16 protein-coding genes are annotated in these 19,661 nt (G+C 63.9%); 9 read left to right on the forward strand and 7 right to left on the reverse strand.

From position 1 onward, the window contains the following. Nucleotides 1–328 precede the first annotated feature (328 nt). The 3 genes from AAGA68_13440 (at nucleotide 329) to AAGA68_13450 (ending at nucleotide 6,245) form a co-directional block, all read left to right on the forward strand. Entirely contained in the window at nucleotides 329–2,908 is a 2,580-nt protein-coding gene (locus AAGA68_13440; protein MEM9386063.1) for a TonB-dependent receptor, read from the forward strand. Nucleotides 2,909–2,929: 21 nt separating this feature from the next. Next, nucleotides 2,930–4,921 carry a sulfotransferase gene (locus AAGA68_13445; GenBank protein ID MEM9386064.1) on the forward strand — a complete coding sequence of 664 codons (1,992 nt, stop codon included), beginning with the start codon at nucleotides 2,930–2,932 and terminating at the stop codon, nucleotides 4,919–4,921. A 157-nt stretch (nucleotides 4,922–5,078) separates the two neighbouring features. Continuing rightward, nucleotides 5,079–6,245 (forward strand): alpha/beta hydrolase, encoded by a 1,167-nt coding sequence (locus AAGA68_13450; GenBank protein ID MEM9386065.1) that lies wholly within the window; start codon nucleotides 5,079–5,081, stop codon nucleotides 6,243–6,245. A 54-nt stretch (nucleotides 6,246–6,299) separates the two neighbouring features. On the opposite strand, the gene AAGA68_13455 is transcribed toward AAGA68_13450, so the two are convergent. After that, nucleotides 6,300–6,815, reverse strand: a complete 516-nt coding sequence (locus tag AAGA68_13455; protein MEM9386066.1) for a hypothetical protein — start codon at nucleotides 6,813–6,815, stop codon at nucleotides 6,300–6,302. Between the two features lie 381 nt (nucleotides 6,816–7,196). Continuing rightward, a complete protein-coding gene (locus AAGA68_13460; GenBank protein ID MEM9386067.1) occupies nucleotides 7,197–7,733 on the reverse strand; it encodes a hypothetical protein in 537 nt (178 codons plus the stop codon). Between the two features lie 170 nt (nucleotides 7,734–7,903). Between AAGA68_13460 and AAGA68_13465 the strand changes: the two genes are divergently transcribed. Then, a complete protein-coding gene (locus tag AAGA68_13465; GenBank protein MEM9386068.1) occupies nucleotides 7,904–8,128 on the forward strand; it encodes a YheU family protein in 225 nt (74 codons plus the stop codon). A gap of 5 nt (nucleotides 8,129–8,133) precedes the next feature. Here AAGA68_13465 and AAGA68_13470 read toward each other — a convergent pair whose 3' ends face one another. Further along, nucleotides 8,134–8,580, reverse strand: coding sequence for a DUF4440 domain-containing protein (locus AAGA68_13470; GenBank protein MEM9386069.1), 447 nt, complete (start codon nucleotides 8,578–8,580; stop codon nucleotides 8,134–8,136). A gap of 153 nt (nucleotides 8,581–8,733) precedes the next feature. Here AAGA68_13470 and AAGA68_13475 point away from each other — a divergent pair, with 153 nt between their 5' ends. The 3 genes from AAGA68_13475 to AAGA68_13485 all read left to right on the forward strand — a co-directional run bounded on the left by AAGA68_13475 (nucleotide 8,734) and on the right by AAGA68_13485 (nucleotide 12,392). Next, nucleotides 8,734–9,687, forward strand: a complete 954-nt coding sequence (locus AAGA68_13475) for a polysaccharide deacetylase family protein (GenBank protein ID MEM9386070.1) — start codon at nucleotides 8,734–8,736, stop codon at nucleotides 9,685–9,687. 103 nt (nucleotides 9,688–9,790) lie between these two features. Then, entirely contained in the window at nucleotides 9,791–11,113 is a 1,323-nt protein-coding gene (locus AAGA68_13480; GenBank protein ID MEM9386071.1) for a serine/threonine protein kinase, read from the forward strand. A gap of 919 nt (nucleotides 11,114–12,032) precedes the next feature. Next, nucleotides 12,033–12,392, forward strand: coding sequence for a hypothetical protein (locus tag AAGA68_13485; protein MEM9386072.1), 360 nt, complete (start codon nucleotides 12,033–12,035; stop codon nucleotides 12,390–12,392). 778 nt (nucleotides 12,393–13,170) lie between these two features. On the opposite strand, the gene AAGA68_13490 is transcribed toward AAGA68_13485, so the two are convergent. Both AAGA68_13490 and AAGA68_13495 read right to left on the reverse strand, forming a co-directional pair. Beyond that, the gene (locus tag AAGA68_13490) at nucleotides 13,171–14,178 is read right to left on the reverse strand and encodes a DUF5666 domain-containing protein (protein MEM9386073.1); all 1,008 of its coding nucleotides are present in this window, start codon (nucleotides 14,176–14,178) and stop codon (nucleotides 13,171–13,173) included. Between the two features lie 44 nt (nucleotides 14,179–14,222). After that, nucleotides 14,223–15,074, reverse strand: coding sequence for a DUF6502 family protein (locus tag AAGA68_13495; protein MEM9386074.1), 852 nt, complete (start codon nucleotides 15,072–15,074; stop codon nucleotides 14,223–14,225). A 370-nt stretch (nucleotides 15,075–15,444) separates the two neighbouring features. On the opposite strand from AAGA68_13495, the gene AAGA68_13500 reads away from it, so the two are divergent. Beyond that, nucleotides 15,445–15,831 (forward strand): MAPEG family protein, encoded by a 387-nt coding sequence (locus AAGA68_13500; GenBank protein MEM9386075.1) that lies wholly within the window; start codon nucleotides 15,445–15,447, stop codon nucleotides 15,829–15,831. Between the two features lie 68 nt (nucleotides 15,832–15,899). On the opposite strand, the gene mmuM is transcribed toward AAGA68_13500, so the two are convergent. Then, nucleotides 15,900–16,850: a homocysteine S-methyltransferase gene (gene mmuM, locus AAGA68_13505; GenBank protein MEM9386076.1), complete on the reverse strand. Its 951-nt coding sequence runs from the start codon at nucleotides 16,848–16,850 to the stop codon at nucleotides 15,900–15,902. An 80-nt stretch (nucleotides 16,851–16,930) separates the two neighbouring features. After that, on the reverse strand, nucleotides 16,931–18,160 hold the full coding sequence (locus AAGA68_13510) for an MFS transporter (GenBank protein ID MEM9386077.1): 1,230 nt from the start codon (nucleotides 18,158–18,160) through the stop codon (nucleotides 16,931–16,933). Nucleotides 18,161–18,340: 180 nt separating this feature from the next. Here AAGA68_13510 and AAGA68_13515 point away from each other — a divergent pair, with 180 nt between their 5' ends. After that, nucleotides 18,341–19,525, forward strand: a complete 1,185-nt coding sequence (locus AAGA68_13515; GenBank protein MEM9386078.1) for a S8 family serine peptidase — start codon at nucleotides 18,341–18,343, stop codon at nucleotides 19,523–19,525. Nucleotides 19,526–19,661: the final 136 nt, after the last annotated feature.

Below are 19,661 nucleotides of genomic sequence, written 5' to 3' on the forward strand. Positions count from 1 at the left end.
TATTATTCTATTCTTCTCGCGCAAAGTGTAAACTCCGACTATCGGATGAAATACTCACGACTCTAAACATCTCCCCCCCGGGACGGGAAAGGGCGCCCTTGAAGGACGGTTGGCAGTCGACCCTACACACGGACGATCACCTGGCAGGCGCCCACTCGGGGCCGCATGAGGGCGACCAGGCCCCTGCTCAAAGCACTGCGCCAAAACCTACGCTCCCCCTTACGCCGACCTACGCCACGCGGTGCCGACATCGATTCGACTCGCCCAGGCATCCATCGCGCCCGCGCCCTATGGCTCTACGCATCTAGTTGAGGAAACGAGGCAACTCATGAATAAGCGAATCTGTCTGAGCGCGGCTGTGCTAGCTGCCATTTCGGCGGGACCACAGGCGTCAGCAGAGATCGAGGAAGTGGTGGTGACCGCCACCAAGCGCGTCTCGACCACTCAAGATGTGGCGGTGGCGGTGCAAGCGCTCGGCGAAGAGGCGCTCAACCAGCTAGGCGTGGCGAACTTCGAGGACTATCTGATCCAGCTACCCGGGGTGACTGCCGGCGGCAGCGGCCCCGGCCAGAACACGATCTACATCCGCGGCCTCGCCTCCACCACGCCGAACCTGACCACTGCGGGCGTCGCGGGCCTGGCACCCAACGTCGCCTTCTACCTGGACGACCAGCCGTTGGCACAACCGGGACGCAATCTCGACGTTTACGCGGCGGACATCGCGCGCGTGGAGGTGCTCTCCGGCCCCCAAGGCACCCTGTTCGGCGCCAGCTCCCAGGCCGGCACCGTGCGCCTGATCACCAACAAGCCCGACCCGACCGCCACCTACGGCAACGTTAGACTGGGCACGGGCTTTACCGTTGGCGGCGAGCCCAGCACCAACGTGGAGGCGATGCTGAACGTGCCGGTGACGGAGAAGTTCACCCTGCGCGGTGTCGCCTTCGTCGACAACCAGGGCGGCTACATCGATAACGTTGCCGGCACCCGCAACGTCTCCGAGAGCGCACGCTTCCGCCCGGCCGGCACCGTGCGTTCGAACGGCGTGCCCGTCTCCGCCAACCGCGAGGGCTTCCAGGCCGGCGCCGACCTCAGCGGTGTGACCTTCATCGATGCGGACAACGCGACGCGCGTGGAGGACAACTTCAATGAGACGACCTACGCGGGTGCTCGCATCGCCGGCCGCTTGGATCTGACCGACAACTGGAGCCTGCTCGTCAGCCACATGCAGCAGCAGCTCGACTCCGAAGGGGTGTTCTTCTCCGACCCGACCCTCGATGACGACTACGAGATCCAGCGCTACCAGGACGACACCCTAGAGGATGAGTTCGGTAACACGAGCTGGACCCTCGAAGGCCGCGTCGGCGAACTAGAGCTCCTCTACACAGGCGCCTTCACCGATCGCGACACGGACCAGGTGGTGGACTACGCCGACTACCTCTTCGTTGGCCAGTACCTGCCGTACTACATCTGCGACGGCTCCGTGAGCTACCCGGGCGATGCGGCCCCCTCCGGCACCTGCCAGGCCCCAGACCTGTTCGTGACCTCCGCCACCAACACCAAGGTGATGACCCACGAGATCCGCCTGAACACGCCCGTCGACCGCCGCGTCCGCGCCACAGTCGGTGCCTTCTACAGCGATCTGGAACTCGAAGAGCGCAACGACTTCACCTACCCGGGCGCGGTCGCCGCAGCCCCCTTCGGCGCCTTCGCCCCGAACTTCCCTTTCCCCACCGGCTTCACCTCCGACGCCGGCCCCTTCCCGGCGGGAGTGATCTTCCGCAACGATATCCAGCGTACGGACGAGCAGTACGGCGTGTTCGGCGAGCTGACCTTCGACATCTCCGATCAGTTCGCCCTCACCGTCGGCGCCCGCTGGTACGACATCGAGGTGGACTTCGAAGGCAGCGCCAACGCCTCCTTCTGCAACTCGGGCGCCGCCGAGGACATCAACGGCTTCGGCACGGACATCTCCGACCTCTACAACGGCGACGGCCAGATCACCTTCCGCGGCAGCTGCAACCCGGACAACCAGATCACCTACACGCTCGACAACATCGATGGGAATACGCCGGCCCAGGTGATCGCGGCGCTGAACAACGCACCGGACGCGGCCACCACCGACGGCGTCATCGGCAAGGTCACCCTGTCCTGGACACCGAACGACAATCTGTTGTTCTACGGCACCTGGTCCGAAGGCTTCCGCCCGGGCTTGCTCAACCGCCCGGGGGGCGCGGCCGGCCCGAACGGCTTCACCGTGCCCTTCGCCCTCGACACGGACGATGTGGTCAACACGGAGATCGGCTGGAAGCTCGACCTCCTCGACCGCTCCCTGCGCTTCAACGGCAGCGCGTTCCTAGTCGACATCGAGAACCTACAAACCACCATCTTCGATCCGAGCATTACCAACCTGTTCTTCTCCGACAACGCGGCAGACGCGGAGATCTTCGGCATCGAAGGGGACTTCATCTGGGCGCCGCCTGGGGCGGATGGGCTGACCATCAGCGGCGGCTTCTCTTTCCTAGACACGGAGATCACCGAGGTCCTCACGCCGACCAATGACGTGCGCGAGGGCGACGAGCTGGCCTTCGCCCCGGAGTTCCAGGCCACCCTGCGCGCCCGCTACGAATGGCAGACCAACAACGGCTGGACGGCGCACATCATGCCCAACATGTCCTACTCCAGCGAGGCCTTCAGCGACATCATCACAATCAACCGCGACGAGATGGACAGCTGGGTGCTATTCGGCATCACGGCCGGCGTCACCACCGATCGCTGGGGGGCTGAGCTCTACGTTGACAACCTCTTCAACGAGCAGGCCGAACTAGCGCGCAACTTTATCAACGACCGGGAACGCATCACCTACGCACGCCCCCTCACCGGCGGCGTGCGCGTCAGCTTCGGCTTCTAGCAAGCCTCCTGAGCGCACGCCGTGGCGAACGCTGAGCCGTCGCTAACGGCACAGGTGCAAGCGCTGATGCGGTCCGGCCAACTCGGGCCCGCACGCAGCGCCCTCGAGGAGAGGCTCAGCGACGCAGACCGCGACGTCGAGGCGCTCTACCTACTCGCGGTGGTACAGCGCTACCAGGGTGAGCACGAGGCTGCCCACGAGACGCTGGCAGGCCTGTTCGAGATTGAACCGCAAAACGGCCGCGCCCATCAGGAGCGCGGCCACCTGATGAAAGCGATCGGTCGCCACGAAGCCGCGATCGACTCCTACGCTGCTGCCTGTCGCCACAATCCAGCGCTCCTCGCCAGCTGGCGCGCCCTCGAGGGGCTTCTGCTCGCCACTCAGCAGTCCGATCGTGCCCGAAAGGTGGCGGCGCAACGGCGGCAGCTCGAGCAGCTACCAAAGCCTCTGTTGGCCGTTCACGAGCTCATCGCCCAGGGTCGCTTACTGCAAGCCGAAGAGCGCTGCCGCTCGTTTCTGCGCCGCGCCCCGCGCCACGTTGAGGGGATGCGCCTGCTCGCACAGATCGCCATGCAGCTGGGTGTACTCGACGACGCGGAGTTCCTCCTGGAAAGCGCCGTGGCCTTGCGCCCAGACCACATCCCGGCCCAGATCGACTACATCACTGCCCTGCGCAAGCGCCAGCAATTCCAGAAGGCCCAAACCCAGGCGCGAGCCCTCCTAGAACGCGATCCGCAGAACGTGCAGTTCCAGTCCATCTTCGCGGTGGAGTCCATGCAGCGTGGTGACTACGAAACGGCCTTGGCGCAGTTCGAGCGAATCCTCGCCCAACTGCCTGATGATCCGGTCACCCTTACCTCCAAGGGCCACGCCCTGAAGACCTGCGGGCGCTACGACGACGCGGTGAGTGCCTACGGACGCGCCCTGGATGCACAGCCACGCCACGGCGAGGCGTGGTACTCCCTCGCCAATCTGAAGACCTATCGATTCACATCGGCCCAACTTGCCCAGATGGAGGCTCAGCTAGCTGCGCGCGACCTTCCTCACCAGGATCGGGTCTACCTGTGCTTCGCCATGGGCAAGGCGCAGGAGGACAGGAACGCCTACGAGGCCAGCTTCGCCCACTACGCCGAGGGCAATGAGATCAAGCGTCGCCAGAGTCGCTACGACGCGCAACGCATGCACGCCGAGCTCATGGCCCAGCAAAGGGTATGCACACCGGCGTTCTTCGAGGCCCGTGCGCACCACGGTCATCCCGCAGCAGACCCGATCTTCGTGGTGGGTCTGCCGCGCGCCGGCTCCACCCTTCTAGAGCAGATCCTCTCATCCCATAGCCAGGTGGACGGCACCCTGGAGCTCCCGAACGTCCTGACACTCTCCCAGCAGTTGCGCCGCCGGCCCCGTCCCGAGGGCGCAGGCGACGAATCGGCCGTCGCCGGCGCCTACCCCGCGATCCTCACCGACCTGAGTGCGCACGACTGTGCACGCTTCGGCGAGCAGTACATCGAACAGACGCAGATCCATCGGCACGGCGCCCCGCGGTTCGTCGATAAGATGCCGAACAACTTCCGCCACATCGGCCTGATCCATCTGATGCTGCCAAACGCCAAGATCATCGATGCGCGGCGCGAGGCGATGGCCTGCTGCTTCAGCGCCTTCAAGCAGCTGTTCGCCGAAGGACAGGAGTTCTCCTACTCCCTGCGCGACGTCGCCCGCTACTACGCCGACTACGAGCGCCTGATGGAGCACTGGGATAAGGCGCTGCCCGGCAGGGTGCTACGCGTACGCCACGAGGAGGTGGTGCAAGATCTCGAGGGGCAGGTGCGCCGCCTTCTGGATTTTTGCGAGCTGCCCTTCGAGGCCCAGTGCCTACGGTACTGGGAGACTGCCCGCGCGGTCCGAACGCCCAGCTCCGAGCAGGTGCGTCGGCCGATCGATAGGCAGAGCACCGAGCAGTGGCGCGCCTTCGCTCCTTGGCTCGGGCCCTTACGCGAAGCACTCGACCAACCCTAATGCACAAGTCGCGCTGGATCCGCTGGGCGCACCGGCGGTCGCGATGCGTCTGGCGCGCCGTCCCCCCTTCGGCTGAAATGGCGCTAGCCTGAATCGGATACTGGCTCGGGATCGACCAGCATGCGCTACGGCCCCGCGTCACGGACTAGGAGCTGACATGACCTCGCGCCAATTGATGAGCATCCTGTGCACGGCCGCGCTCGCCTTGGGCCTTAACCCCGGCCTTCGCGCCGCGCCGTGCCCCGCGGACTGGACGCCAGCGTTCTCGGTAGACCCCGTAAGCTATCCCTTCACGCACCAGTGCATCACCCTGAGCGAGGGCACGGTTCACTACTTCGACGAGCAAGCGACTGACGACTCGCTCGCCACGGTGCTGATGCTCCACGGCAACCCAACCTGGTCGTACCTCTACCGCGACATCGCCCAGGGCCTGCACGATGCGGGCTACCGTGTGGTCGCGCCGGACCTGTACGGTTTCGGCCTCTCGGACAAGCCGCCGCTAGCTGACTTTGCCTACCGCCCGCGCGATCATGCGGGAGTTGTTGCCGCCTTCGTAACGGCACTCGATCTGCGCGAGGTGATCCTCGTAGTGCAAGACTGGGGCGCCCCTGTAGGCATCAGCGCTGCGGCCGGCGCACCGGACCGCTACGGCGCCTTTCTGATCATGAACACTTTCCTTCAACCGATGAGTTTCGTTAACCCAGGGGTCAGCCACCTGGGAGTGGACTTCTCTGCGGACAACATCGTGAATCAGGAGGACTGGAGGAGCAGCGGTCGCATGCCTCGCGATGTCGGCATCAGCCTGGGATCATTGTACGGCGAGGTGGGAAGCGAGGAGTTTATGGCCGTGCGAGATGCGTACTGGGGACCGTTTCTCGACCCCGATACCGAGCTCCCCCTTAGCCCAGAGATCGTGGCACCAACCAATGTCTTCGCCCAGAACCTCCTTCTGAGCGCCCCGCTGCTGGCACGCAGTCGTGCCGCGCTGCGCAACCAGTTCAGCGACCGCCCCATGTATCTTCTGTGGGGTCACGACGATCGCATGTGGGGTGCCTTGCGCTGCGACGTCGACGCCGACCCTGCATGCCCGCTTGAAAGCACGTGCCGCTTCCGCGACGGCGCTCGCTACTGCATCGACAGCAACGATGCGTTCATCTACCCCCAAGTAGATAACGTGCGCGAGGCATGGGACGGGGGCAACATCGTCGGTGAGATCATCAGCCGGGAGGGCATCCACTTCGTGCAAGAAGTGGAGCAGGAAGCGATCATCGAAGCCGTGCAACAGCTTCAGTCAGCCATGACCCGGGACCAACCTGACCACTAGCGAGCGCGCGTCGCCTACAGGCAAATCACCTGTCCACTTAAGCTAATAGATTCACTAGTGCGCGTGCAGAGGATGAAAACGCACGAGCTGTCCCCGAGCACCACTAGGCGGCACGCTCCCCGCGAGCACCCGCGCCAGAAAGCGCTCCGCACAGTGGATGCGCTGGTCGGTCATCTGGTGCAAGGAGAGCACGAACGCGAGGTGGGGGAAGTCTGCGGAAAGGGCCATCTGGGCCACCCACTTCCCATCATCCGGCGCTTCCAAGCGCAAACTGCTGGTGAGCGAAGGCGCGCGATCCACGGACTCACCCTCGGCCCCCGAAAAGGACGCGGGCACGCCGTAGTGCAAAAGGAGCTCGGCTCGGTGCGGACCCTCGACGCCATCGACCTCGATCGCGAGCCGTAGGCGGTCCTCATCGAGGCGATCGTAGCGAACATCGGCCACGAAGCCATCACCCGGAAACCCGGCCGTGCTGACAGCACAGGCCTCTTCAGCACTCGCCGGCCCGTAGCAGAGGCTAGCGCTCAGCAGCGCGAACGGCATCAGCGCGTGCAACGGTGAATATCGCACGGGGTCTTCTCCTCACCTGCGGTCCTTGCCGGTACGGCGCCGGGTGGTCGAATCCTGTTCGTCACCCGTGGCGCTGCCCTATGATGGACGCGCTGCCCCCAGGGTTCACGCCGTCGCACTGTGGCTTTGAGGAGAAAGCGGCACTTCCTTAGCGGCAGGCGCCACAGTGATGCGCAGCAAACGGGCTGAGCGCTAGGACACCACGCCGACACGCCGTACCCCCTCGCCCGCACGGCCCGCCTAGGCCTTGGCCGCGTAGGCGCTGCACCACCCCGTCGACTTCACGCGCCCCCCTGCGAAGATCGGACAGGCGCCCCACGGATCGCTGCCACCCTGGCGGAGCTAGCAGTTCGTACACTGCTGGCCGACGGCGGAACGCGGCTAAGCGCCCGCATCAACCGTGGTGGCGTCGTGCTTGTAGCCGAGGCTCCTCGCCTGGGGGCTGTTCTCGTCCACCTTGTTATGGTCAACCATGTCGCCGACCGCATCCTTCGCGTCTTCAACACGCTCTCCAGCAGCGTCCATGGCGTCGTTCAGGGCACCTTCGGCCTTGTCTATCACCGATTGAGCCTCGTCTGCCACCGTGTCGACAGCGTCCGCAGCGGCATCCATCGCATCGTCAGCCACGTCCGCTGCCGTATCCATCGCACCGCTGGCAGTTTGCTCGATGGCGGCCGCCGCATCGCTGGCAGTCTGCTCCGCCGCTGTAGCCGCGTCGTTCGCCATCGTGGCAGCATCGTCAGCCGCCTGCTCAACTGCCCGCGCCGCGTCTGCGGCGACCTCGCTCGCGGCGCCACCACCAGCAGACTTGCTGCCCCCGCCGCACCCGATGAGGCCCAAAACCGAAAGCGCGGCCGCGCCGGTTCCGAGCAACTTGATGACTTCTCTACGATCCCGCTGTGCGTCTCGCTCGCTCATGTAGCTCTCCAGGGGTTGCGCCGTTGATCCCCACAAACAACTGCGGAGTGCGATCATAGTGCCGCAAGGTGGAGAAGATCAGTAGCGTCGCTATTTTTCTCTGCGATTCCTATCACCTTTGAAACGCGATAACTGTGCCACCTACCTCAAGAGCTTGGTAAAATGCGAATGTGATTAAGATCGATTCGCAACTGCTTTCGGATGACGCCCTCCTAGGCGTGATCGACGATTTCATCCTGCGCGAGGGTACGGACTACGGCGAGCACGAGCGAACGCTCGAGGCCAAGCGCGACCAAGTACGCGCACAGCTTGATGCGGGTACCGCAGAGATCTGGTTCGATCCTGATTCGCAAACCGTAACCCTGCGACGAGCGGACGATCCCCCGCCAACCTAGTGGGCCTAGGGCACCTGGGTGAAGTGGCCGTGGATGCAGAGCCACTTGCCACGCTCACGCACGAAGATGCGAGTCGATTTGCCGCGGCTGGTAAACCGTTGATCGCCGATCACGCCCGCGTCAGTCCAGTAGTAGGTGATCCAAGCCGTATCGCCGCGCACGGTGACCTCGGGGTGGTGCATCTGCGTGTGCACCTGAGTAGCGCGCGAGGTCCAGTCCGCCATTGCACGCAACTCGACTGCCTTACCCTCGGCCAGGTACAGGTCACCTTCGCCGAAGAGCGTGTAGTCCGGATGCACGTGCTGCGCGTAGGCGTCGACGTCACCGCGCTCCAGCGCGGCCCACATGGCCACCAGCGTAGCCTTGATGTCGTCCGCATCGTCTGCATACGAGGGAGCCGCAAACACCGCGCTCACCAACAGCATCCATCCTACGCACAACCATGTCTTCATCTTCGGTCTCCCCTTTGAATGTGCTCTACGCCTCATCGGGCAGGTCCACCCGTGCGGCGCCAAGTCGATGTCATGGTACTTCGCGCCACTCGATGGCGGGCAATGGCGACCCGGCGCATACTCGATCCGCAGACCCGCCTCCTTGGAGCACCCATGCCCCCTAGCCGCTCTCCCCTCACCCTCGCCCTGCTCATCTGCACCCTCGCCCAACTGCCCAATGCCGCACATGCCGACAAGCGAATCGCGTTGACCTTCGACGACGCCCCCCGCGCTGACGGGCTCGTGTTCTCGGGTGAAGAGCGGGCGAGTGTCCTAATCGATGCGTTGGCAAGCACGCAGACCGGCCCCGTTGCCTTCTTCGCCACCACCGCCGGCATCGAGCGCGAGCCGGACGGCCGCGAGCGCCTCGAACGCTACGCCACCGCCGGCCACCGCATCGCCAACCACACGCACTCCCATCCATGGGCTTACCGCACGGAGGTGACGAAGTATTTGGCCGACATCGACAAGGCCGAGCAGTACCTCCGCGATCTACCCAACTACCGCCCTTGGTTCCGATTCCCATACCTGGACGAGGGCCGCGAGCCCAAGCGTATCGCACAGATTGCCGAGGGCCTGCGCCAACGCCAGCTGACGAACGGCTACGTCACCGTAGACAACTACGATTGGTACCTCGACCAGGCCCTGCAAAACGCCCTCGCGGAGGGCCATCCAGTGGACTACGAGGCCTTCGGCCGCTTGTACGTCCGTATGCTGACCTACGCGGCCGAGTACTACGACGCTGTCGCCGTACAGATGCTCGGCGAGTCGCCCGTGCACGTGCTGTTGCTGCACGAGAACGACCTGGCCGCAATGTTCGTCGACGACCTGGTGCAGGCGCTACGCGACGGCGGCTGGACAATCGTCAGCCCTGATGTCGCCTACGATGACCCGCTGCCCACGCCAAAGACCCGCTTCACCAGCCAGGGCCGTGTATTCGCTCTGGCTGCGGACGCCGGTCGCCCGCGCAACACGATGTGGACCTGGGCTATCGATGAGGCGATGCTGGATGTGATGCTGGCCCGCAGTGGCGCCTTGCCATCTGCGAGGCCAGCTCAAGACCAGTAGCACGCGGCTAGCAGCAGGCCCTATCCGCTGCTTGGGCAACTCGGTTCGGCGAGGGCCGTGCGCTATGATGCACGCCCCTTCGGCCATCAAGCGGACAGTCGAAATGCTCAAACGGCTCTTTCTGGGTGCGTTCCTCATATTGCTCCTGACCCTCGTGGTCACCGTCGGCGCGCTGCAGTTCAGTGCGCTGGGGGCTATCCAGCAGACCCTGCGTGAGCCACCACCCGCCGCCACGGTGAGCATTGCGAGCGGCACCGCCGAAGGCGCTAGCCCGCGAGCGGTCATCTTCGTCGGCAACAACTGGCAGGGCTCAATCACGGTCATCGATGCCCTGGACTACACCGTGCTCGGCACGATCAATGGCATACCCGACAAGCGCGAGCGCCTAAACGCGATCAGGGAGGATTTCTTCGATCGCATGCTGTTCTTCGGCATTCGCCATCTGATCGGCGAGGGCAACGATCAGTACGTCGACGACATGTACAGCACCTTGGACGGGCGACGACTGATCGTGTCGCGCCCGAGTTTCGCGGACGTGGTGGCAATCGACATCAACTCCGGTCGCATCGACTGGCGCTTCGAAGTGGATGGCGTGCGCGCCGATCACATGGCTCTGTCACCGGACGGCCGTCGCGTTGCCGTCTCCGCATCCACCGGTAACGTGGTGCATGTGATCGACGTGCAGACGGGCGAAGAGTTCGGTCGCTTTCCCACCGGGGACTCACCACACGAAAACGTGTTCTCTAAAGATGGCAAGCGCATCTTCCACGCCAGCATCGGGCGCGTGTTCTCCCCCTTCGATTCGCTGGGCGGCGGCTTTGCCAAGGGAGAGCGGCGCTTCCAGGTGGTGGACGCCGACAGCATGGAGATACTCGAACGCGTGGACATGCGCGAGAAGCTCGATGCATTCGGTCTGACGGATGTCAGCCCCTCGATTCGTCCAATGGCACACACCTCGGACGAACGCCTGTTCTACTTTCAGCTATCGTTCCTGCACGGCTTCGTGGAGTACGATCTGGAGCAAGCCCGCATCCTACGCAAGGCGGATCTCCCCAAGGTCACCACCGCCGCGCGCACCGAATACATTAACGATTCGGCTCACCATGGAATCGCCATCAGCGGCGATGATCGAACACTGTGCGTCGCCGGCACCATGGACGACTACGTGGCCCTGGTCGATGTTGCCTCGCTCGAGCCGCAGATTTTGAGCGGCCTGGGCGAGAAGCCCTACTGGGTGGTGACCGATCGCTCCGGTGAGCACTGCTTTGTCTCCTGGAGCGGGACAGATCAGATGTCCGTTATCGACATCGCGCAAGCGCGCGAGGTCGCTCGCGTGGACGTAGGCGACCATCCTCAGCGAATCCGCGAAGGATACGTGACCGGGGCTTGGTACCGCGCAAGTGCTAGAGGCGCGGCGGCCCGCTAAGGCCCCCGAGGGGTGACGCCAACGGGCGACAGGGGCGAAAAAAGCGGAGGCAAGGGCAGGGAGACCCTTGCCTCCGTACTAGGGACCACTTCAGTACGAAGCTCCTCTTGGGAGCAGGTGCCCTGGCTGGTTTGCGAGCGAGGTCCTCGCACTTTCGTGCAAGTAATTCGGTTAGCTAGGCGCCGTGTGTCTTTCTTGTAGAAAAGCTCCGTGGGAGTGATTGGAGCGCAACCACTAGGCGCTGACAAGCACCAGCTAGCCATCCAGCCCTTGTGGATCACAACTGATACATCTGCTCTCAATTGCGATGTCTACAGCCAGAAGTCACAGATCAGCGCAGTGCAGGATGCGCAGAATTGTCTGCGCCGCCCTGCAGCATGCTCAGTCGCCAATGCCCCGTTCGAACCATCGTTGCCCGAGCGGGTCCATTCCTGCTAGCGCTCACGGACCACGCCTGCCTCTGTGAGCGGAGCAGGTACTGAGAGGCCATCGTTCAGCACGGAACGCGAAAGACATGCACGCAAAGGGCAGGCGAGGACCTCGCAAAGCGATCGCACGCCTGGCTATGGCCTGCGTAGGAGCGGCTTGCGTCACCGCAGCCCTGCTACTCGCGATGATCAAGTTGGTTTTGCGCGACGCTTCGATTCCAGCCGAAACTCACCGACGCTATCCAACACTGCAGATAGGCGCCCGGCCGGCCACCGACCCGGTATCGGCGACGCGACAGGCCGTTGCAGGAGCGCCGCCCCCAGCCCCCGACATTGCGCCGCCACCTGCTGGCCCCATCGCCAACACCGGCCCGCGCATACCGCCCACGTCAGCGCTCAGCCACGAGGCACTTCAAATCCCGCACCCTCGTCTCCCGCCCCCGAGACCACCCGCGACGCCCAAGGTGCGGGTGCCAAGGGCGTCCGCCGAAATGAACTGGGAAGCCACCGCCAGGGAGGTCGCCTACGGCGCCGCCACTCGGCAGCGCGCAGAACCTTCGTACTTCTCCGAGCCACGTGGGGAGGCGGGTGTCGGGGCCTCGAGAATGCTGATGCGTGCTCCCGCGCGCAGGCGACGTGGAGGCGACATTCCCGAGTCCTACACCAACGCCTACGGCGAGGTGGAGATTCAGGTCTCCCCCGATTGCACTGCCCGCCAGCAGCGACCGATCGAAGTGCTCGACTCCATCGACACCTTGCCGCCGATCATCCACTGCAAGCCTCCGCCAAGCACCTTCAAACTCCCGCAGGAGATCATCGGCCGGTACCGGGGCTCATTGAAGACACCGTGATACCAGGGTGCATCGAGAGAAAAAGTGGAGGCAAGGGCGGGGAACCCTTGCCTCCCAAGTACTAGGGACCACTTCAATGACGAAGCTCCTTTTGGGAGCTAATGACCAAGCTTTGCGAGCGATTTCCTCGCACTTTCATGCGATTAATTCGGTTAGCTAGGCTCTCTTACGAGACATTGGCGGAGGAGCTTCGCGGGTTTGATTTGAGCGCACGAACCCTGCGCTGACAAGCAATTTCTGATGTCATCGCGTGCACCGCGACAGGTGCTACTTCTGCTCTCAATCGCACCTGTATAGTCCAGCCCGCATCGCCATCGCGTGACCAGCTTGCGCAAATCGTGCGTGCCAGCTTGCTAGTGGAAGTCGACGGCAGGAGGACCGCCCTACGCCAAGGGCGCGGGTCGTGAGGCAAGATCGGGACAGCTCGAAGTGGTGGAAAAAAGTGGAGGTGAGGACAGGGAGATCCTCACCTCCATACTAGGGACCACTTCAGTTGCGAAGCTCTGGGAGCCTGTGGCCTGGCTTGTTTGCGAGCGAGGTCCTCGCACTCTCGTGCGAGTAATTCGGTTAGCTAGGCTCTCTTGCGAGACTGGCGGAAAAGCTTCGCGTGATCGATTGGAGCGCACCTGCTGTGAGGTGACAAGCATCAGGTGGGAATAATCGCGCTCGGGGGTGCGGGTGATACATCTGCTCTCAATGACAGGTCTAGAGCAGCCGAGGGCAGGCGCCTCGGGCGTCGCGCGTGCGCAATTGCGTCGCGGCGCCCGAGGCGATGTCGCTATCTGCTGAGCAGGCTGCCGTCGTCTTCGACGCTGGAAGGCTCACCGACGCGCACGTGGCGCGCGCGCACCAGGCGACCGTACTCGTCGTACTCCCCTTCGACCTCGATCAGGCGGCCGGGAATCACATCGTCGAAGGTGCCGCCGATGAACACGGTCTTCTCGGTCAACTCTACGGGCGTGCCGTCCACCTCGAAGCGACCCACCAGGGTCTTTACCTCGGTCACCAGACCCTCGATGTCGATTTCCTGCAGGGGCTCCCCGCGCAGGCCGCGGTCTTCGCGGCTCACGCCGATCGCCTGCAGCACCGGACGCTGCAGCACGCCGCGCACCTCCACCCAGTCACCACGACGCGGGCGAAACGGCCCGAAGCCGGTGATGACAGCGTTAGAGAAGTCCACCAGCTGGTCACCGATGACCAGATGATTGCCGCGAACCGCCACGATCTCACCGGTAACCTCGAAAGCTCCGGCTGGCGCGGGATCGATGCGAGTGGCGAGCAGCCGACCGCTAAGGCCTGCGTAACCGCTGACCTCGATTCGCTGGTTCAACTGGAAGCGCCCGTTGCCGCCAAGCTCAGCCGAGATACGGGTGCGCTGGTTCACCGTGATCAGCTGCCCTAGCACCGTGAGCTGCGCCGTACCATCGCCGTTGATGCGGATCTTGCTGATCGGCCCCTGCACAGCATCACGGAAGGTCACAACCCCAACCGTGGGCAAGGTCTGAGGGCCCGTGCTCATCTGCGGGTACACGATGTCGCGTAACTCCACGAGCTGGCCCTGACGGAGCTCCGAGGCGGCGCCGGGTACGCCATCGATGATTATCTTGGCCTGACTCACATCGTAGTCCACACCGGCCACCCGCAGCGTACCGATATCCCGGATGTGCCCATTGGCCACGATGCCGCGTGCCACGCCTCCGCGGTCGATCGCTGCCCCTGCCAACGCCGCGATGGCGAGCAGTAGGGGCAGTGCCAACCAACGCATGGCAACGTCCTTGTTATTCATGCATCTCTCCAGTGTATTCGTGTCGTGTGGTCCGCCCATCTGACCTATTGCTCTTGTTGTACTGGTTGCGAGGCAACCTGCGTGGGTTGCTCGTCAATGATCGTATGGATTTCGTAGGCACCGGCACCGATGCGCACACTCTCGTCGTTTGCATCCCCATCGTCCTCGTGTGCGATTAACCAGGCGTCGACGTCTTCCAAGAATGTTTGTGCTCGTTCCTCTAGGAACGCGCGAAAGGCCGGCGCGTGCTTGCGCGGCACGGTAGCGCTCCAGGCTCGGCCTTCAAAGCGGCTCTGCGCCGGATCCTCCCGATAAATGTTGTGACGGACCGTAGCGCCGAGATCGGCCAGGACCAGGCCGGCCCGCTCGATGGCGTGCGGATCGGTCGCTTCGGGCCGGAAGTAACGCGTCAGCGCACGCAGGCTTCCATCATCCCTACGCTCGACCGCACCTACGGTCAACAGTTCCTTCAACATTGCGGTGAGGGGGATGTCAGCCCCACTGTACCGCTTGTACAGGCCGGTGAAACTGAGTTCGCCCTCCATGGGCAAGAGCGCTGGGGCGCCAGCGTCGTCCAAGAAGGCCTTGTCTGTATGCCACCCCATCAGTACGCGCGCAGCGCTGTGCACGCGATCGCCGGTCACCGGCTCCTCACCCGCCAGGATGTCCCGTTGCCGGCTAGCATCGCGCCGCGTCAGGCCAGTCAGCATAGCGACCCGCGAGATGTTGGTGGGTCGCCCGTCGATACCGAACTCCTTCATCGCCACGTCCACGTAGGACAGGCGCAGAAGATCTGCAAACTGCCGAAAAGTGATGCCCGAGCGCAGGGTGATACTCACGATCGGCCGCAGCATGCGCCGAACGAAGGTACCGATTGAGGAGCTGATGTCTGCCACTGTGTCCTTTGGTATCAATTGTTGTCCGACACATCGGGGGACGTAGGATGCCCCAGGGTAGTGCGGAATTTCAAAGCGCCGCCGTTGAACGACTGTGACGCAATCTTTCGTCGCCCGAATCTTCGGCAACACAATGATTTAGATCACATTTTTGGCGTGAGACATATTGACTCAAATGTGGCCGCGAACAGCCTGGCGCGGTGCGCCGCGGAAAGAACTGCGCAGATGAGACCTAATCGGCCGCCGGTACCGGTCGGGCAGAGGGACCACGTCAGTAGCGTACCCCTGCCCCTGACAGGCGCCGCGCAGAACCGCGAAAGCGATAGGATTCCATGAAGAGACTTTGATGAGACTTTAAGGAGACGTGCGAATGACCAGCATCGAGGCGGCAACGCTCTACGCAGGCCTTCTGCTACTGCTGATGGTGTATCTGAAGGGAAACTGCGGCTTCACGCGGATGCGCGAGAAGATCTACCTGGGGGACGGCGGCAGCGATCCCATGCTGCGCGCCATCCGTGCTCAGGGCAATGCCGTCGAAGACGTACCTGTGGTGCTCATCGGCCTGTTCGCGCTCGTGGGTCTGGGGGTTGGTCCCGTCAGCATTCACCTCCTCGGCGCGGCGTTCGTCATCGCTAGGGTGCTGCACGCGTTAGGCATGGTCGGCGGCGTCGGCTGGGGACGCGTGGCCGGTACGCTCATCACCCAGCTTGTGATGATGGGCACTGCTGGGCTCTGCCTATGGCATGCGTTGACCTAAGCCACTCGAGCCAGTGGCGCGCCAGCCGTGCGCGCCGCGCCAACCCTCCGAGCACCGGACCGGGCGATCTAGCGATGCAGGGAGTCGCGCAGCTGATGAATCTGCTCAGTGCCGACTCGACAGCAGCCCCCGATCGCTCGCGCCCCCGCCGCGACCCACGCCCTCGCTAGGCCAACACAGTGCGCCGGCGCGTGCGAGGGTAGCCAGCAGCCAGACGCGGCATCGTAGTCCTCGCCAGCATTCGGGTAGGCGATGAGGGGCTTGGCCGTGACCTGACGCAAACGATGCAGCAAGGGCTGCACGAGGTGCGGCTTCACGCAGTTGACCCCAACCGCCACCACGTCCTCCCGCAACTCGCACGAGCGCCCTACATCGGACACGAAGCTGCCATCCCACAGGGTCTGCTCGCTCCCACAGCACACGCTCATCCAGAGCGGCACACCGGGCGACTCGCGCGACAAGGACAGCAACACAGCCACTTCGCGTGACGCCGGTATCGTCTCACAGGCGAGCAGATCGGCGCCGCTGTCTGCGAGCAGATGCCAGCGCTCTGCGTGAAAGTCGTAGAGCGCATGGTCTGCTACCGCGTAGGTGCCCGTGTACTCGGAGCCATCGGCCAGGTAGGCGCCATAGGGCCCAACGCTCGCTGCGACTAGCGGCCGCACCCGACCCACACGGTTGGCCGCGTGCGCCCAGAACGCATCGCGCGCTTGCACTGCCAACTCTACGGCGCGAACGATCAGCTCGCGGCCTTGGACAGAGGAGATCCCGCGGGCGGCAAAGCCCGGCAAGCTCGCCTGGTAGCTGGCGGCAGTGATGCAGTCCGCTCCGGCGTGCAGGTACTCATGGTGCACTTGGCGAATTGCCTCAGGTGCCTCGATCAGCAACTTGGCCGACCACAGGGGATCGGCAAGGTCGAAACCCTTTTGCTCGAGTGCCGTCGCAAGACCGCCGTCGAGGATCAGAGGTGCCGCGCTGCGATCCCGCAGTCGATCGTGTAACAGGGCTGGGGGCAACATGCGCCAGCGCTACCGTGTGCTCTGATCGCGCGCAGGCTTTGAGCTAATTTCTTCGATAGGCGACACGAGTGTATTGCACCTCAAGCGGCTCGCCCTCGCCCCTGCAGCCCCACGATGGCCAACAGGCTTAGCATCAATACCAGCACAGGCAGTACGCTCATCAACAATCGCTCCCAACCTACGGCGAGCACCGTTGAGCCCGCCAAGAGGCTAGCCAGGGCGGCGGTGCCAAATACGCAGAATTCATTGAGCGCCTGCGCGCGAAATCTCTCCTCGGGGCGATAGGCTGCCACCAGGGCCGTAGTGCCGCCCACGAACAGGAAGTTCCAACCCACCCCCAAGAGCACCAAGGTCAGGTAGTAGTGCATCACCTCATGACCGGCGAACCCAGCCAACACGCAGGTAAGCAACAGCAGGGTACCGCCCCACATCAAGCCACGTGCCCCTAGCCTCGCGATGAGCACCGCGGAGAGCAGCGATGGTGCGTACATGGCAATCACATGAGCGCGCACTACGGCTGCCGTATCGGCAACGGCGTGGCCATCCACCACGTGCATCGCGATCGGAGTGGCGGTCATCAAAAAGGTCATGACCCCCTGCCCGACCACAGCCGCCAGCACCGCCAGCGCAAAGCCTTGCGAGCGCACCATCTCCAATACGGGGCGAACACCGTTGTCCGCCCTGTCCGGTGAGGACGCTTGCCGGACAGGAGGCACCACGCGCTGCATGAGTGCTACGAGCACAAGCGCGATGACATGGGCGATGGCAAGCCCAACGAAGCTACTGCGAAAGGGCATGCTGCCGTCAGTGCCCGCCCCTCGCGCCACGAGCTCACTGCCGAGGAACGCGCCGCCGATCGAACCCATTAGAATGAAAGACACGGCGTGACCGGCACGTGCCGGCGAGACACATTCCGCCGCCGCGAAGCGCAGCTGCTGGCCGAAGGTCATGGTGGCGCCGATTCCCACGGCGGCGAGGCAAAACAGCACGAAGTGCTGGCCCTCTACTGCGGCGGCCGCGAGCAGAGCACTTACCACCGCCAAGCTCGAGGCAGCAGCCGTGCCCCAACGACGCCCGACGCGCGACATCAGCATGCTCGCTGGCACCGTGGTGAGCGCCGTCCCGAGCACCATCAACGACACAGGCAGCGTGGCCAGACCCGACGGCGCAAACTGGCTGCCGACGATTCCTCCCACGCTTACCAGCACCACGGACCCAGCACTGAAGATCGCCTGCAGCAGCAGCAGGCAAAGCAGGTTGCGCTGGAGTAGCCGGTCTCGTGACCCATCGTCCACAGCGGGCGTCTGCAACGGCGTGTTCAGGAGTTCCCCCGCACGAATGGATCGAATGACCAGTAGGCGCGACAGGCTAACAGGAACGGCATCTGCCGGGGAGTTCTCGCCGAGCTTTGAGCACTAGGCACGCGTTTCGCTGAGGCAAACGCGTAGGGTGTGCTGCGACATCAGCGCGAGACGCGAGGGCTGCAACGCATGAGAGCACACGTCCCCATTCCCTCACACCTCGTGCTGCTGCACGAGGCTGACGACCTGCAGCGCTCCCTGGCCGCGCGCCTTCGGATCAGCGACCTTCGGGATCACGCGCACGCGCGGCCCGGAATGTCCGTCCTCGGCTCCGCCTGCGGCCAGTACGTGTCTCGCCTTTATCACTCCCTCGGACTGCTGTGTGGACATTTCACGGAGGATCAGGTGAAGGCGTGCGAAGATGCCCGCGAAGTAGCGCTAGTCGCTCGTAACGAGCGCCGACGCGTCCCTGTCCACCTGGACGAGACGCACGCGCCAGCCACCCACGACATCACACCTTGCGCAGATCCCCTATCACTGATCGGTATGTCGGCAGACTACGATCGATTCTCGGGCGAGGCCGTGCGTATCGCCCTGCTCGATACGGGAATCGACCTGCGCCATCCCGATTTCGCAGGCCGCTTTCAAGAGGGCAAGAACGCCGTGTCCTTCGTGGCCGGGGAATCCGTGCAAGATGGGCTCGGCCACGGCACGCACTGCGCCGGCGTGGTCGCGGGGCCTCGTGTGCCCACAGCCGGTGAGCGCTTCGCCGTCGCGCCCGGGGCAGAACTGCTGATCGGCAAGGTACTCGGCGACTCGGGGCTCGGCAACGATGATCAGGTCATCGATGGCATTCACTGGGCACTACACCAAGGGGCCCGCGTCATCTCCCTGAGCCTTGGATCCTCGCGCGAACCTGGCGATGCAGGTAGCGCGATGTACGAGCATCTGGCGCGGCGAACCCTGCACCGGGAACACGGTGCCCTGCTGATTGCCGCTACCGGAAATGAGAGCAGCCGACCGGACGAGGTGGCGGCCGTGGAGAATCCCGCCGCAGCAGCCTCCGTAATGGCGGTAGCGGCTGTGGACGGTGATGACGAGGTCGCCTACTTCAGTGGTGGGCAGCGAGACGCAGTGGGCGAGGTCAACGTCGCAGCGCCGGGTGTGGGAATTCGCTCCACTTGGCTAGGCGGCACCTATCGAGCCGTATCGGGCACCTCGATGGCGACGCCCCATGTGGCCGGCGTTGCCGCCCTTCATCTAGAACAATCGCCAACTCTCTCCCCGCAGGCCCTGTGGCAGCGTCTGCAGGACCAAGCCCGTCCGACTGGCGCCGAGGTGGATGTGGGCAACGGCGTTGTGCAAGCCCCCTAGCCTGGATTATTCATGAGCCAAAAGAGAAGAAGGCCCTCGATGTGTTAGAAAGGTGTTACGACACAGCACTTTCGGACACAAAGAAGGCCTTCCAATGGACGACGTTACCACAGCGCAGGGTGCACTGTTCAACACA

This window comes from Pseudomonadota bacterium, from assembly GCA_039193195.1.
Lineage (GTDB): Bacteria > Pseudomonadota > Gammaproteobacteria > Steroidobacterales > JBCBZW01 > JBCBZW01.